Here is a 13,952-nt window from a genome sequence, read left to right on the forward strand (position 1 = left end):
CCTCACTTCTACGCAAATCATTGTAGTTGGTTCGACGCCCGTGGATTCAGGTTCAACCAGTACCTCGTATGGCGTCGTTCTCCAGTTCGGCTGAGCGCACCTTTCTCGACTAGGTCCTGCAGATCGCGGGTTGCGGTAGCGCGTGAGGTTCCGGTGATCTTGAGATAGTTGTCGGGTAAGCGCCCGATTTTTACCGCAGCGGTTGATTGTTGACGCGGGCGATGATGTCGGGCTCAGCGACGAAGTCTTCGAGGAAGCTGTGCCATGCCTCAACGGACACTCGTGCTGATGCCAGCATGTCGCGCAATTCGTCGATGCCCTCGTCGGTCAGCGCCGTAATGTAGTCGTCCCGTCCGATGTGGACGCTGACGATGTTGCCGTAGGAGAGGTTGTCGTCGTTGCTGACGATGGCCTCGAGAAGTCCAGGATCCTCGCCCAGCAGGCTGGCGACATGGGCGATGGAGCAGACGTAGGTCGTCGCTGCCATCACGCAGCCTCGCTGCGTTTCTGATCTGCCGGCTTCCAGTTCCAAGGGAGTAATTCGGCCAGCCGGTTGACCATGTGATCGTGGATACGGTCCAAGACATCTGCGAGGTAGGCCTGCGGATCGAGGCCGTTCATCTTTGCCGTCTCGATGACGGTCATGGCGCGGGCGAGCGTTTCACCGCCGGTATCCGAACCCGCGAATAGCCAGTTCCGCCTGCCAACGCCAATGGGCCGCAGCGCGCGCTCGGCGGGATTGTTGTCGATGGCCACGCGCCCGTCCTCCAGAAACAGCGTGAATGAAGCCCAGCGGCTCAGCCCGTAGCGGAACGCCTTGGCCAGATCACTCTTACCGGGAATACGGGTGAGCTGCCTTTCGGCCCAGTCCCGGAACGCATCAACCTTGGGCTTGCTTTCCTTTTGGCGCACGGCCAGCCGCAGTTCGGCAGGCTTGCCGCTGATTTCCCGTTCGATGTCGTAGAGCTTGCCGATACGGTCGAGCGCCTCGCGCGCGATTGCGGATTTCGTCGCGGTCCAGACATCGTGAAAGTCGCGGCGAAGATGCGCCCAGCACGCGGCCTCCCGGAACTGGCTCTTGCCGTCCAGGTCCGCGGCATAGAGCTTGGCATACCCCTTGTAGCCATCAGCCTGGAGAATGCCGCTGGTCTCGCTAAGATGGGCGAGGACATGCTCTTCCTTCCAGTCCGGGGCAAAGTGATAGACCGCACCCGGCGGGGCCGTGCCCGCCCATGGGCGCTGATCCCGGACATAGGCCCAGATCCGGCCTTTCTTGACGCCCTTTCCGAGCCCCTTGTCGCGGCGGCCGCGATCGAGAACCCGGATGGGCGTGTCATCTGCGTGCAGAAGATTGCTGGCCATGATCTCGGCCTCGATCTTCTCGATCAGCGGCGCCAGCGTCTTCATTGCCCCGCCGCACCAGTCGACCAGGGTCGTGTCAGGGATGTCTGCCCCCATGCGGGCGAAGATCTCGTTCTGACGATACAACGGCACGTGGTCGTCGAACTTCGAGGTCAGCACATAAGCCAGAAGGTTCGGGCCCGCCATGCTCCGTGGGATCGGACGGCTGGGTGCCGGGCTTTGAACCATACGCTCGCAGCGCCGGCAGGATTTCTTGATACGCGCGATCTCGATGACCTTCAGCTGGGCTGCAATCATGTCGATCAGCTCGCTGACATCCTCCCCGACCACACGCAGATCGCCCCCGCAATCCGGGCAACTGTCGCCGGGGTCAAGCTCGCGGCGTTCGCGCGGCGTGTCCTGCGACACCTTCGGACGGCGGCGCCTCGACTCCCGCGGTTCGGCTGGTTCCGGGGTCTGGTTGTCCGTCTCCGGCTCATCATCGCCCTCCGGCGGCAGTTCATCCGCCTCGGCGAGCGCAACCTGCAGGTCCTCCAGCGCCAGTTCCAGTTGCTCGATCTCCCGCTCGATCTTTTCCGAACTGGAGCCGAATTTCTGCTTCTGCAATCTGGCAATCCGGACGCGCAGCGCCTGAACCAGCAGATCATGCGCCCGCAAACTGGCGGACATCTTTTGGTTTTCCGCCTGCAACGCGGCGATCATCGCCTTCAGAACGGCGGGATCATTGGGGAGAGGCGTGGCTTCTACGGACATGGTGGTGGATACCATTCTCCCAGATCGGACGCCATAAAAACAAACAATTCCAGAGAGATAAATCAGCCCGTCCGGGCTGGTGGCGCGCCCCAATCCGGCCTGCGCCAGTCGATCCCCTCCCAGAGCATGGCCAATTGAGCGGCGGTCAGACGCACGCTGCCATCCGTCGCCGCAGGCCATGGGAAACGACCCTTCTCCAGGACTTTGTAATACAGGCAAAAGCCCTGGCCATCCCAATACAGAAGCTTCACCCTGTCGCCGCGGCGCCCTCGAAACGCGAACACGGCACCGTTCGATGGCCGCTGCCTCAAGACATCCTGCGCGATCGCTGAAAGCCCCGCGATACCTTTGCGCATATCAGTGTGACCGCAGGCCAGGTAAACGCGAATGCCGGTGCCCGGGCCGATCATGCCGCCTCCACCGCCTGGATCAAACGGGTCAGCACCGCCGCATCCACATGGGCATCGACCCGCAAGCTGCGACCATTGCGCAGAACCACCTCAATCAACGCCAAGCTCGCTTCAGGGGCGCACGCTTCCGGCGGTTCCGGCGGCGACGTAATATCGACGGGCAGGAATAGCGTCGCGTCGTCTGGCGTCAGAAGCCCCTTCCTCCTCAGCTCGTATCGCCAGGCATAGATCTGCTGCCGCCTGATCTCGTGGCGCTGTGCGACCTGCGACACGGTCGCGCCGTTCACCCCGACCGAAAGCACAATCGCCAACTTCTCGTCGTCACTCCAGCGGCGCCGACGCTCCAAGCCAAGAATTTCGCCCCGCACAGCTGCCTCCCTCCCTGTAGGAGACGTCATTAAAGACGTCTTTATGGACGTCTCTTAGCAATCTCCAGGACACACGAGCAGGCGGTTCAAATCGGGCGGTTACGTTGTCGGCGCTGAGGCCGCCTTTGAAACCGCCAGGGCCTTCCCGAAATATTCGAGCGATGGCCTTGGCCTGGCGTTCGTTCAAGTGGTCTCTGTGACGATCGTAGAAGTGTGCCTTGCTGATGAAGAAGCCGACGCGGTCGAGTGTTGCCTGTTGGGCCTTCAAGACAACTTCTGCGAACCAGACGAGCCAATCGGTCACGTCGAGTGTTTTTTGATGCTGCTCGAGCTGATCGTAGTATCCCTTGCGCTCCTTCTCGATGGTGAAGGCGAGCGAGATGAGGGTCGGCTGGCCAATGTTCTGCGCCAGCGACTTTTCAGCGAGGGCGCGACCCAAGCGGCCGTTGCCGTCTTCGAATGGGTGGATACTCTCGAAATAGAGGTGGCTTAGCCCTGCGCGCGTCAGCGCTGGAAGCGGCTCTGCTCCCCCCGGCCCGGTCTTGTTGAACCAATCCGCGTATCGCTCCATCTCGGGCATGACCCGCTCCGAGGGCGGCGCTTCGAAATGGATCGTGGGCCGGTCAAGGCGGCCGGAAACGATTTGCATCGCCTCGGCGTGGTGTCGGTAGGCCCCGATGGTTTCCAACCGACGGTCATGGGACAGGAGCATCCGATGCCAGCGGTACAATGTCTCATGGGTCAGCGGCTCTGCAAAACTGGAATAGACGTCGACCATCATTTCCGCGACGCCCTGTTCGCGCGGTTTGGCAGGGTAGCTGTCCGGATCGAGGCCCAGATGGCGGCGCAGCGAAGACTGGACACTGAGCCGATCGAGGATTTCACCCTCGATGGCGCTCGTCTGCATCGCTTCCTCGCTGAGCAGTTCGATGCGGAGTTGCTCGCGTTCCGGCTGGCTGACATGATGGACCGCGCCGAGGATTTCTCCGGACGACAGCAGGAACGTCTGCTCAAACGGCTCCAGAGCGGAGGCGTCATACCGGAAATCCGGCCAATCGGGCAGCGTCCAGTTCCAAGCCATGAGTTATAGACATCCTTTCTATAACTCATATCTAGACCACTTCTGAGGCATAGAAGTCAACTCTATCGCTCAAAGGACCTGCGGGATGGGGTGACCCACAAACCGACGCGAGGCCTTGAGCTAGGCCTTTTCAAGGTGCGTCAGATCTTGCTGCCGCGGTCTGGGGGTCTTCGGATCGACTGGGTTCTGTTCCGGCGCTTGAATGAATGGTTCATAGCGAACGTTCGCCATGGCGCGGTCGAACCAGGCAGGCTGCACGTCGCCATTGTTCCATTGGTAAAGGTAGCCAACCAGATTTTCAGATGTCTTGCAGAGGATGCGCATGATCGGTTCGCCAGTCAGGCGGGGCTTCGTATTCATAATGCGTTCCTCCTAAATGGACCTCGCAACTCGTCACTACTGAGGTCTGAAAATCTATATGACGCTCATTAGCGCCACGTTTTCCGCAACTGCAAGGCGAGCTTCCGCCGTTGGGCGAAAATCCACCGGCGAAATGCAAGTTATCTTTTCAGATAGGTCTCTTGCGGTGTGTGCTGCTCATGCGGCGATGCAGCACGAGCAGCAATTTCTTCCAAGATCTTGTCGATCTCGCCCCATATGCGTGGTTCCACTTGGCCGCGGATCAGGGCCCATTTACTCAAGACGTCGAGGGGGTCGTGGTCTCGGAGGAGGACACCCAGGCTGGCCGCATCGACTGCTAGAGATGTACGGGCCTGCCACTGCGTGTTGCGAGTGCGTCGCTCCTCCGCGACTGGGGCGAAGACCGGCGACAGTTGCCAGCCTTTGACTGCACGGCGCAGGGCGGCACGCACCACATGTGCAGGCTCAACACCACAAGTTTCCAGCGCTGCTTCCTGTCGTTCGAGTGCGTTGACCCTGATGTCGATCTTCCGGGTCGGGCTCAAAGCGCGCGCCGATACGGGAGCTCTCAGGCTGGTATGCGGGTCAGAGCTTTCCGCGGTGACTTGGTGCAGCGCCACGGCACTTTCCGGCGCACGCTCCGACTCGTGCCGATCAGCGCCAACGTCAGCGACTGGGGTGCCTGTCTTTGTTGCTGTGACTTGTGCCTCATCTTCCTTCCCGGGAACCTCGCGGTCACCCTGTTGCAGGGTCGCGGCGTAGGCTGGGTCGGGCCTGGTGATGGTCGGGATCTTCTTGCGCAATCGACTGTCCTCACGCAGCAAGAATGTTGTTGAGAATGTCCGTCGCCTCCTCAAGAGCCTCGACGACATGACGTACATGTGGACGCATCAGAGGGTTTGGATCGGATTGCTTTTCCAGCGCCAAGGCGTGGAGAAGCCCCTTCTGGTCCAACTCCTTGTAAGTGTTCCGTCGCATCATGACGGTCTCAATCACCGGAAAACGGGTGAGCGCCTCTTCAATCAGGGCGGCGTCAGCACGGGTCGTTTTCGGGTCGACCATGTTGAGGACGACGTGGTGGCGCGGAAGGCTAGAGGGGTCGTCAACACGGGATTTCAGCTTCTCAAACCAATCGGCAGTCTGCACTCCGACATCGAAATCAGACGTCGACAGCATGACGGGCGTCACGATGTGGTCCGCAAGCACCGCGATGCCGTCTGACCATTCGGCACCGACCCCTGCGGTATCGATGAAGATGAAGTCTGCTGTGCCTGCCGTGTAGACCTGATCGATCTGATCCTCGACACCCGCCACGCTTTCGACGGTGGCCGAGCAGAGAAGCGGCGAACTCAGCCCACCGGCTTGCGCCCGAGCATGCCAGGCCCCGAGTACTCTCGTGCTGTCCGTGTCGATCAACATCACTCTGCGTCCGGCGGCGATCGCAGCGCTGATCAAGGCGCGCGAAAGCGTCGTTTTTCCACTGCCCCCTTTCCGGGCCATCGCTGCGATCACCACAAGATTTTCGTTCGGCATTCTGATCCTCCGCAAAAATAGTGAAACGCAACGATAATGCTAAAGTGTCGCTAAACGCATGAGGCTGAGGGGTCAAGCAGAAGTCGGGCTGCGACCCGCTTTTGGCATGCAGCGGGCGGCGTTGTGCGATGACCGTGCGACGTCTGCCGTGGCGCCTTCAGCATTCGTCGTGGGGCACGACACACCCTCCAAATGTCGGGATGCGCTTGGCGATGTGCTGCGGACGGAATGCAGGTGACGGATAGCGCGCTCCAGGCGACGGGAGGCAGTCTCGCGTATGTCGTTCTGCGGGTGACGCGAGACGGTCAGCACGCAGCAAAACCCGTCTTGCGGGGTGCAAGAGACGGGGCGCGAAAGACGCGATGCGCGATGCGGAGACCGCATCGCGTGGTGCAATGAGCGCGACGCGCGATCCATTTGACAAAGGACGGGAAATCGCCCCTGCAGGGCGATTTTCTACATTGAGTACAAGCCCTTATGGCCGACTCCACTTGCCTGGGGAGTCGGCGGGCTTGTACGAAGTTGGCAAGAAATAGGAACGTTAACTTCAAAATGCCCCGCCGCAGCAGACTGTCAGAGATCGAGCGATCGACCATCGCCCAGGAGCGCCGGAACGGCGTCTCCGCGGCGTCATTGGCCGCGCGCTACGATGTCAGCCTGAAGACGATCTACAACGTGGTGAACCACTGGGGTGAGCGTCAGACAGCGAACGGCAGCCGATCGCGGGTTGTGGGGATCCGGGTCTCGGACGACGACCTGCGCCGGTTCGACGCGGCGCTGTTGCGGCGCGGGATTGCGCACCGCTCGGATGCAATGCGCCGCCTGATGCTGGCGGCCGAAGGTGTCTTCCTGCCCGACGACGAGATGTGCGACGAGTTGCGCAGCCTCGGCGCCGCGCTCAACCGGGTCGGCAACAATGTGAACCAGATCGCGCGACGTCTGAACGAGACCAAGGTGCGGGGCGAGAGACTGTCCTACCCGGCCTCAAGTCACCGTGACGTCCGCGCCCTTGCGGGTCTGGTCTTCGATCTGGCCGACCAGGTCCAGGAGATGTCGCGTGCGCGGCGCAGCGTGCTGGACCTTGAGATCAGCTCTGCCCTGGCGGGCCTCGCCGAGAGGAATGAGAATGGCGCGGAGTGACCGGGTCCGTGGCATCGACCCGGCGCTATTTGACCGCGGCTGGAGCCGAGTTTCGGGATCCTGGCAGGGGCTTTCCAAGGGCGCGCAGATGGTTCGGGCCGCGCGCGGCTATTCGCCAGCGATCTTCAAGGCTATCTCGAAAGGGGGCTGTCACACCGGGGCGCAGCTACGGGCGCAGCTCACATATCTCACGACGAAGTCGACCCATATCCTCGACAGCCGCGGCACCCATGACGGGAAGAAGCAGCTCTCAGAAGCCGAGATCAACCGAGTGGCGCGGCGGTTCGAGAACCAGTGGAACGAGCGCTACAGCCCCAAGCTTGGCCATACGTCGCATCTGCTGATGGCATTCCCGGTTGGGACCAGGGGTGAAGAGGTGCGCGATATCACCCAGGCAGTCTGCGAGAAGTTCTTTCAAGGTGAGGGCTCGCAATTCGACTATATTGCTGCAATACACCAAGATCGCGCGCATCCACATGCGCATATCGTTCTGAACCGCCGCAGCAAGGATGGCGAAATGTTCTTTCTCGGGAAGGATCATCACTTCAACTATGACGCCTTTCGCGAGGCGATGGTCGAAGCGGCCAGAGGACACGGGATCCGCCTTGAGGCGACGCGTCGTCTGGATCGCGGCGTCACGACCTACCGCGCCGAGATCGATGAAATCTACAAGGCCCGCGACGAGGGCCGTCCCCCTGTCGAGCGCCAGAGAACCGGCGCTGACCTGGCGGCCGCTCTGGAAACCGTCCGGCACAACGCTTTGATCTATCGCGGGCTCGCGGCGGAGGCGTCCCGTTCGAATTTCGAAGACGTGTCCGAGGCGCTCGAGAGGGCCAGCACCATCCTTGCCAGTGGCGGTCAGATTCAATCTGACGGAGCCATCTACATGTCCCAAGACGATGCAGCGTTCGACACGCTGATCACCGAGTTTTCTCAGAACATTCGCCAGATCGAGGCGGCGATCGACAGGGCGCCGGCGGCCGAGAGGCCGGTGATCGAGCGCAAGCTGACCGACGTTCTGGCCTCGGTCGCGCATTTGAACCCGCTCGGGGATCGCTCCGCCGCCCTGGTCGATGCTCCGTCCCGGGACGGCATCTATGCAAGGTCAAACGCAAGTGAAGATCACCTCGCGCGTCTTGACGATGGAGAGGTGGCACCAAAGCTGGCCGAAGCGTTGCAAGGCACGGGCATCGATGCCGAGGCTGTGGCCGCGCGCCTGCGGGAAGGGGCTGGCAATGCCGCACTGGAACGCCAGTGGCTGGCACAGGATCTGCAGGGGATTGCCAAAGCAAGCGACCTCGATCTGGAGAAACCTGCGGACCGGGAAGAAGCGCTCGACCGGCTGGAAGCTGTGCATGTTCGGTTGGGCGATGTTCTGACCAATGTACGCGTCCTGCGCGCGCCAACCGAGGTCGACGAGGTGGATGACGCTGAGGCAGCGCTTGGTAAGCGGTTGACGACACCTGGGAGTGATCTCGCGCAAGACGGGTCCGACATCTTTGCCCCATCGGAGCGGCAGGCGTTCAGGGCGCTGGTGGCGCAGTTCCGCCGGACGGATTTCGATCACCCGTTCTCCGACGACCCGTCTGTAAGGCGGGCCGGCGCCGTGGAGGTTGAAGAGGCCCGCGTCGCGTTCGACGCCTATGCGCAGAGATCTCCGGAGCATGCCGAATTGGCCTCGATGGCTTGGGAACAGATGACTGACAGTCGAATGCCGCCGCAATATGCGGTATCGGAGCAGGACCGCACGCTTCATGCTGGCGACATGGACCTCGCCTTGCGGGATCCTTCGGATCATCTCGGTCCGATTACCGAAGAGCTTCGCACCCTCGCCCGCTATCGCACGGAGATGCCGGATGACGAGTTCGGGCAGGCCGTTAGGGGCGAAATCAATCACCTTCGTTCGCTCGGCGCGTCGCGTGCCTATATCAGCGAACGCAGTTTCGAGATCGAGGACCAGGCGCGACAAGACTACGCCGAGCGCCGGAATCTGGAAGAGACAGCGCCAACCGTCATGGCCTTTGTGCGAAACGCCGACGTCGAGGGCCCGCTCTCCGAGTCAGAGCAGCAGGACATCGTCCGGCAGATAAACGAGCGACTAAGCCCCGACGCAATCGACGCGCTGCGGGCCGGTAACGCGGACGTCCTGGACACATTCACCGAGGATCCGCTGCGCCAGCTGGAACTCGCCAAGACCTATCTTCAAAGCAGCGAGGTCACCGCGCATGGCCCAGCCATGGAGCGCGTTCTCGATGCTCTGGCCGAAGAGCAGATCGAGGCGCAGCGCGCGCGCCACGCCGCGGCACATGGTGAGAAGGGGATCACCCATGGATAAAGGCAAGATTGCCCTAGGAGTGTTGAGCCTCGTGCTGGTCGGTCTCGCCATGGGCTATGTCGTGGCGACCGGCTTTGTCATGTTCCGCTATGGGCTTTCTCCCACGCGTTTCGACGTCACCCTGCTTGCCCGCGAATATCGGGGTCTGTCTCAGTCCGCACCAAAAGACTTCCTCTGGGTGAACCTCTTCCTTGGCGGCTTCGGCCTGGCATCGCTGATGCTGAGCGTCACGCTTCTGGGGGATGCATTGACCCGCTTCGGGACGACGCATTGGCAGACTCGCAGCGAGATGAAGAGGAACGGTTTCTTTGCCAAGCCCGGCGGCGGCTTCCTTCTGGGCAAGCTCGGCTCCCCGAAATCCAAGCGCCCGTTCCTAGTCTCAAAAACCTTCCCCCACGCGCTGATCGTGGCGCCTACAGGCCGGGGCAAGGGCGTAGGGTTCGTGATCCCGAACCTTCTGACCTACAAGGGCTCGGCTGTGGTGCTCGACGTGAAAGGTGAGAACTTCCGCGAGACCTCGCGCTTCCGCGCCAGCATGGGGGACAAGGTTTTCCGCTTCGCGCCGACCGACTGGGACCGACCGACACATCGCTATAATCCGCTGGCGCGCATCGCGGCCATGACCAACCCCGACCGGCAGCAGATGGAGCTTAAACTCACCGCGAAGCTCTTCCTGCAGACCGACAATGAAAAGCTGAGCGGGCTTTTAGCCGGGGGTATCGACCTCTTCGTAGCGGCCGGTCTTCTGGCCTTCGAGCGCGGCGTTCCGACCATCGGCGAGATTTACCGCATCACAGCCTCGGGGGGCGACAAGCAGAAGGAATACCTGAAGCGTTCGCAGGAGGTGAAGAACAAGTCGGCCAAACTGATCTTCGAGCGTATGGCATCGACCAACAACGACACCCTCACTTCTTACCTCTCCCTCCTGATGACATCGGGTCTCGACACTTGGGACAACCGCGCGATCGACGCGGCCACCGCGACCTCTGACTTCTCATTCCGGGATATCCGCCGCCGCCCACATGCGATCTATCTTGTGGTCGAATCCGAGATGATCCGCCCGCTTGCCCCGCTGATCCGCCTCTTCTTTTCGGACCTGATTGCCTCGCTGCAGGCGCGGGAACCCGGCGATGACGAGCCGTGGCCGGTCATGATCTTGCTCGACGAGTTCGACCGGCTCGGCAAAATGCCGATCGTCGCCGAGAGCATCAAAACTCTGCGCTCCTTCGGCGGCAACCTCGCCATTGTCACCCAGACCATTCCGGCGCTGGACGAGATCTATGGTGAGAACACCCGCCGGTCGCTTCAGGGCGGCGCCGGAGTGAAGCTCTACCTCACCCCATCCGAGCAGAAGACAATCGAGGAGTTGAGCCAGGCCGTCGGCAAGACCACCAAGCGTGTGGTGACCCGCTCCCGCGCTGTTGGACGCAATCCATTCGAGGGGCGCAGCGTTTCGGAGAGGACAGAAGATACCCCGCTTCTGACAGAGGATGAGGCCCGGCGCATGGACCTCGACGAGGTCATCCTTGTGATCGACGCGCAGATGCCCATCCGCGCAAGAAGGGTGAAGTATTTCGAGGACCCGGTGTTGAAGGTTCTGCACGCCGGTCAATCGGGAAGCTTCCCATATCCGGACGAGGACGGCCTTCGGCGGGACCGACAGATGTCCGAGACTCGCGAGACGGTCGAGAAGCTGAAGCAAGAGCTGCAGGAAGTGCGGGCGGCCGCAGGCGCAAATGGTTCTGGGGTAGCGACCTCACCGGCAACGGCGGAGATGCCCGCATCGAATACGCAGAGTTCCACGCCTTCGCGGTCAAATCGCGCGCGGGGTCGAGCAGCTCGCGCGGGAGCTAGTGGAGGTGGGCCAGTGCAGTTGTCATTTGATCCGGTGGGGCTGGGGCTCAAGGAGCCGGATAGAGCAGAACTGGTAGCTGCGGTCCAGACGACACGGGCCATCATTGCAGAATATGCGTGATGCGAGGACGTTGTTCTTGCGGTTCAGGGGATCGGACGGAACACGCATTCGACAATGTTGTTATCGCTTTCGACATGGCCATCGGTGTGAAAGCGACCGAAGCCGCCGCCGTATTTTGTGAGGAAGGCATGCGGCCCGCCAAGATACAATCTAAGCGATTGCTGACGTACATTGCTTGATTTGGTTGCGCCGACTTGAGCATTCATCTCGGCAAAAATGGCACTCATTTTGTCATATCAAAACAAATGCAGTCGAAAAGGAGAGCATTATCAGCCAACTTTCCCCGATGTGTGACAGAAAATGCCAAATTTACATAGGATAAAATGGCACCTACCTTGATGTCATGGACACAAGGGAGGCACCGATGGCGTTCAAGGCAGAACTTCTCAAGAAGAAGCTGAAAGCAGAGGGGAAATCGCGCGACGAACTCGCCGCGGCGATCAAGAAGCATAAGCGCACAGTGAGTCGCTGGCTGGCGGGAACCAATCCGCCCAAGCCCAAGGATCTGGAGGCGATTGCCCGCGTTCTGAACTGCAAGCCTCAGGATTTCGATCCGTTCTTTGCCGACGTGGACTTGGGAGAAGTGTCCATCCAGGCCCATGTTTCTGCTGCGTCCCACAATGCCTACGAACTCATGCGTTGGCGTTATGGGGTCAGCCAGAAGCAGATCATGGAACTGGCACCCGTTCTCTTTTCGATTGTGGCCGGACATGCACTGAAAGTGCCGGTGCAGGACGACGAAGTAGCTCGCCTTGCCTTTGAAAACGGCCTCTCCGATCCGCGTCTGCAAGGGGGGCACCTTGAGGACCAAGCCAGCAAGCTCAAAAAATGTTTCGGAATCGAGACGTTACACCCTGGCACCGAAACGTCGCGGAATCTGTTCAGCGAGGCAATCGTTCGGCTGTCGGCGCAGATTTCAGACCATGTCGACACAAAGTGGTTCGTGGGGGCAGCGACCGAAGAGGCCCCGAATGCGGCCGGATTTATATCGGACATTGAGCTCGTAGAGGCTCTCTCTGGGGGGCAACCGCAGCTGGCTGAGGCCATCGCGAAAGGACGCATTCGGCTGTCCTCGGTCTTGCATCAGGCCAAGGAAGCCAAGGGCGGTGGCCTCTCGATTGAAGAGTTTTCTAAGGCCATTCGGGAAGCGCATGAGCAGGGCATGGAGGATCAGCGGAAGGCAGGTCTCAAGAAGCTGAAGGCCTGGCGCGCGTTCTATTCCGAACGCCATCCGGAACTGGCCGCGGAGTATGATGACCTCGTGGCGAAGCATTGCCATGAAGAAGGTTGGTACCCTGAGCGGTATACGGATGATGACCGTGTTCAAAGCTGGGTGAACCCGTTCCAGGAAGATTTGCATCTCAACGAAGATACGCTTTCTGAGTATCAGAGCCGCAAAGCTGCGGCCTCTGAAGGCGGCAAAATTGCCTTGGTTTTCCCGTTCGAAGATCCGATCTATCGCCGCTTTGAAGAACTCCAGCGTCACCGCTCCAAGCTCAAAAAGCAGTTCGAGGAGGAGTGGGCATGATGGCTGTGTGTGCAGACGCCTCTTTCGTCCTCAGCAACCACGCGGCAACGCGTATGGCCCAACGGAGTATTCGGCACGACAGTCTCGAACTTGTCCTTCTGCATGGGACACGGGTCAAGGCGCGGCATGATTGCGAGGAGTACATCTTGTCAGGACGGACCGTCCGGCACCTGACAGCCGCTGGCCTCGATGAGGAGATGATTGCAGCTGCGACCAAGGTGAGGGCGATTGTCGACGCCGCAGGTAATGTCGTGACCTGTTATCACCAGCGCAAAGGCCGATCACGACCGTTCCGCAGCAATTCCTGCCTTCGGAACACCAAGTACATGTGATTTTTCAAGGGACCGCAGAATGCGCGTCGTGTGAGTGGTACGCCCACGAAAGATACCGCTGCGCGCTTATCTCAAGACCATGCAAGCGAAGGATGCAACATGTCCGCTATTATCTATCAATCCACAAAATTCTACCATGCGCGCGAACAGTATTATGCCGTAGCAGGAGAGCACACGTTGCTCCGCCTGACCATTGGCAGCATCGGCGGCCACCAAGGCGGGGCCATCAAGACGGCCACCGCTAGCGATTTTGGCGCCCCGCCGATCTACCGGGACCGCGAAGCGTTGATCAACGCCCTGCAGGTCGGGATCCAGAACCTTGCCGGGGGCGAGGTGGACCTTTGCATCGACAGCGATGGCAAAGGCCGCAGGTTCGCCGAGATCTGCCTGTCCGGCACGAGGGATCAGTTGTTCGAAGCCCTTACTCTACTGGCCGATGAAATGGCCCGATATCTGGGGCAGCCGGCAGAGGTCGACCACACCGCCGGCTGCAGCGATCTTCGCGATCTATATGACGACCTGTGCATTGCCGAGGGCGCGCCGATTTATTTATCGGATGGCATGTATTTGGGATCTGGCGGGCGGCTGCTCTAATGATGCAGGTAACGCAGTTCACATCCCAGCAGCCCCAGTGCCGCGCGGCAAGTCCCGCTCTTCGACGATCGAGAGGTTGCCCTCAAAGCGAGGCTTGTCTAGCCTCCAATTCAGCTGGTGGAATGTCATGCTTACCCCCTATTTCGGCCCGATTTCAAAGGCATACGATTCCAGGGTGATC

General features: G+C 60.6%; 15 protein-coding genes and 1 pseudogene. 6 read left to right on the top strand and 10 right to left on the bottom strand.

Annotation, left to right across the window (positions count from 1 at the left end):
- Window positions 1-17 precede the first annotated feature (17 nt).
- The 9 genes and pseudogenes from OKQ63_RS25020 to OKQ63_RS25060 form a co-directional block, all read right to left on the bottom strand.
- Window positions 18-185 (bottom strand): annotated as a pseudogene (locus tag OKQ63_RS25020) (DUF4172 domain-containing protein); the annotation flags it as partial.
- Window positions 186-190: 5 nt separating this feature from the next.
- A complete protein-coding gene (locus tag OKQ63_RS25025; protein ID WP_264210717.1) occupies window positions 191-487 on the bottom strand; it encodes a hypothetical protein in 297 nt (98 codons plus the stop codon).
- Window positions 487-2,115: an IS66 family transposase gene (tnpC, locus tag OKQ63_RS25030; protein ID WP_264213928.1), complete on the bottom strand. Its 1,629-nt coding sequence runs from the start codon at window positions 2,113-2,115 to the stop codon at window positions 487-489. Before tnpC ends, OKQ63_RS25025 begins: the two co-directional genes overlap by 1 nt.
- 62 nt (window positions 2,116-2,177) lie before the next feature.
- Entirely contained in the window at window positions 2,178-2,525 is a 348-nt protein-coding gene (gene tnpB, locus OKQ63_RS25035; RefSeq protein ID WP_141889229.1) for an IS66 family insertion sequence element accessory protein TnpB, read from the bottom strand.
- On the bottom strand, window positions 2,522-2,827 hold the full coding sequence (tnpA, locus tag OKQ63_RS25040; RefSeq protein ID WP_264213929.1) for an IS66-like element accessory protein TnpA: 306 nt from the start codon (window positions 2,825-2,827) through the stop codon (window positions 2,522-2,524). Before tnpA ends, tnpB begins: the two co-directional genes overlap by 4 nt.
- A 19-nt stretch (window positions 2,828-2,846) precedes the next feature.
- Entirely contained in the window at window positions 2,847-3,974 is a 1,128-nt protein-coding gene (locus OKQ63_RS25045; RefSeq protein WP_264214681.1) for a Fic family protein, read from the bottom strand.
- 120 nt (window positions 3,975-4,094) lie between these two features.
- Window positions 4,095-4,334: a hypothetical protein gene (locus tag OKQ63_RS25050; RefSeq protein ID WP_264214682.1), complete on the bottom strand. Its 240-nt coding sequence runs from the start codon at window positions 4,332-4,334 to the stop codon at window positions 4,095-4,097.
- A gap of 140 nt (window positions 4,335-4,474) precedes the next feature.
- The gene (locus OKQ63_RS25055; protein WP_264214683.1) at window positions 4,475-5,137 is read right to left on the bottom strand and encodes a hypothetical protein; all 663 of its coding nucleotides are present in this window, start codon (window positions 5,135-5,137) and stop codon (window positions 4,475-4,477) included.
- A gap of 10 nt (window positions 5,138-5,147) precedes the next feature.
- Window positions 5,148-5,867, bottom strand: coding sequence for a nucleotide-binding protein (locus OKQ63_RS25060; RefSeq protein ID WP_264214684.1), 720 nt, complete (start codon window positions 5,865-5,867; stop codon window positions 5,148-5,150).
- Window positions 5,868-6,389: 522 nt separating this feature from the next.
- Between OKQ63_RS25060 and mobC the strand changes: the two genes are divergently transcribed.
- The 3 genes from mobC to OKQ63_RS25075 are packed head-to-tail and all read left to right on the top strand — an operon-like array spanning window position 6,390 to window position 11,317.
- Window positions 6,390-7,007 (top strand): plasmid mobilization relaxosome protein MobC, encoded by a 618-nt coding sequence (gene mobC / locus OKQ63_RS25065; RefSeq protein ID WP_264214685.1) that lies wholly within the window; start codon window positions 6,390-6,392, stop codon window positions 7,005-7,007.
- Window positions 6,994-9,342, top strand: coding sequence for a relaxase/mobilization nuclease domain-containing protein (locus OKQ63_RS25070; RefSeq protein WP_264214686.1), 2,349 nt, complete (start codon window positions 6,994-6,996; stop codon window positions 9,340-9,342). The genes mobC and OKQ63_RS25070 overlap by 14 nt, the downstream gene beginning before the upstream one ends.
- Window positions 9,335-11,317 carry a type IV secretory system conjugative DNA transfer family protein gene (locus OKQ63_RS25075; RefSeq protein WP_264214687.1) on the top strand — a complete coding sequence of 661 codons (1,983 nt, stop codon included), beginning with the start codon at window positions 9,335-9,337 and terminating at the stop codon, window positions 11,315-11,317. The genes OKQ63_RS25070 and OKQ63_RS25075 overlap by 8 nt, the downstream gene beginning before the upstream one ends.
- Before the next feature lie 23 nt (window positions 11,318-11,340).
- Here the strand turns inward: OKQ63_RS25075 and OKQ63_RS25080 are convergent, their stop codons facing one another.
- Window positions 11,341-11,544: a hypothetical protein gene (locus OKQ63_RS25080; RefSeq protein WP_264214688.1), complete on the bottom strand. Its 204-nt coding sequence runs from the start codon at window positions 11,542-11,544 to the stop codon at window positions 11,341-11,343.
- Between the two features lie 137 nt (window positions 11,545-11,681).
- Here OKQ63_RS25080 and OKQ63_RS25085 point away from each other — a divergent pair, with 137 nt between their 5' ends.
- The 3 genes from OKQ63_RS25085 (at window position 11,682) to OKQ63_RS25095 (ending at window position 13,771) form a co-directional block, all read left to right on the top strand.
- A complete protein-coding gene (locus OKQ63_RS25085; RefSeq protein ID WP_264214689.1) occupies window positions 11,682-12,845 on the top strand; it encodes a helix-turn-helix domain-containing protein in 1,164 nt (387 codons plus the stop codon).
- 146 nt (window positions 12,846-12,991) lie between these two features.
- The gene (locus tag OKQ63_RS25090) at window positions 12,992-13,177 is read left to right on the top strand and encodes a hypothetical protein (RefSeq protein ID WP_254656661.1); all 186 of its coding nucleotides are present in this window, start codon (window positions 12,992-12,994) and stop codon (window positions 13,175-13,177) included.
- A 99-nt stretch (window positions 13,178-13,276) separates the two neighbouring features.
- Entirely contained in the window at window positions 13,277-13,771 is a 495-nt protein-coding gene (locus OKQ63_RS25095; protein WP_264214690.1) for a hypothetical protein, read from the top strand.
- The last annotated feature ends 181 nt before the right edge of the window (window positions 13,772-13,952 follow it).

This window comes from Leisingera thetidis (assembly GCF_025857195.1).
Lineage (GTDB): Bacteria > Pseudomonadota > Alphaproteobacteria > Rhodobacterales > Rhodobacteraceae > Leisingera > Leisingera thetidis.

Coding starts and splice junctions, on each gene's coding strand:
- OKQ63_RS25060 (WP_264214684.1), bottom strand. CDS start 5,867: ATGCCGAACGAAAATCTTGTGGTGATCGCAGCGATGGCCCGGAAAGGG.
- tnpC (WP_264213928.1), bottom strand. CDS start 2,115: ATGTCCGTAGAAGCCACGCCTCTCCCCAATGATCCCGCCGTTCTGAAG.
- OKQ63_RS25095 (WP_264214690.1), top strand. CDS start 13,277: ATGTCCGCTATTATCTATCAATCCACAAAATTCTACCATGCGCGCGAA.
- OKQ63_RS25045 (WP_264214681.1), bottom strand. CDS start 3,974: ATGGCTTGGAACTGGACGCTGCCCGATTGGCCGGATTTCCGGTATGAC.
- OKQ63_RS25025 (WP_264210717.1), bottom strand. CDS start 487: ATGGCAGCGACGACCTACGTCTGCTCCATCGCCCATGTCGCCAGCCTG.
- OKQ63_RS25085 (WP_264214689.1), top strand. CDS start 11,682: ATGGCGTTCAAGGCAGAACTTCTCAAGAAGAAGCTGAAAGCAGAGGGG.
- OKQ63_RS25080 (WP_264214688.1), bottom strand. CDS start 11,544: ATGAGTGCCATTTTTGCCGAGATGAATGCTCAAGTCGGCGCAACCAAA.
- OKQ63_RS25050 (WP_264214682.1), bottom strand. CDS start 4,334: ATGAATACGAAGCCCCGCCTGACTGGCGAACCGATCATGCGCATCCTC.
- OKQ63_RS25075 (WP_264214687.1), top strand. CDS start 9,335: ATGGATAAAGGCAAGATTGCCCTAGGAGTGTTGAGCCTCGTGCTGGTC.
- tnpB (WP_141889229.1), bottom strand. CDS start 2,525: ATGATCGGCCCGGGCACCGGCATTCGCGTTTACCTGGCCTGCGGTCAC.
- OKQ63_RS25070 (WP_264214686.1), top strand. CDS start 6,994: ATGGCGCGGAGTGACCGGGTCCGTGGCATCGACCCGGCGCTATTTGAC.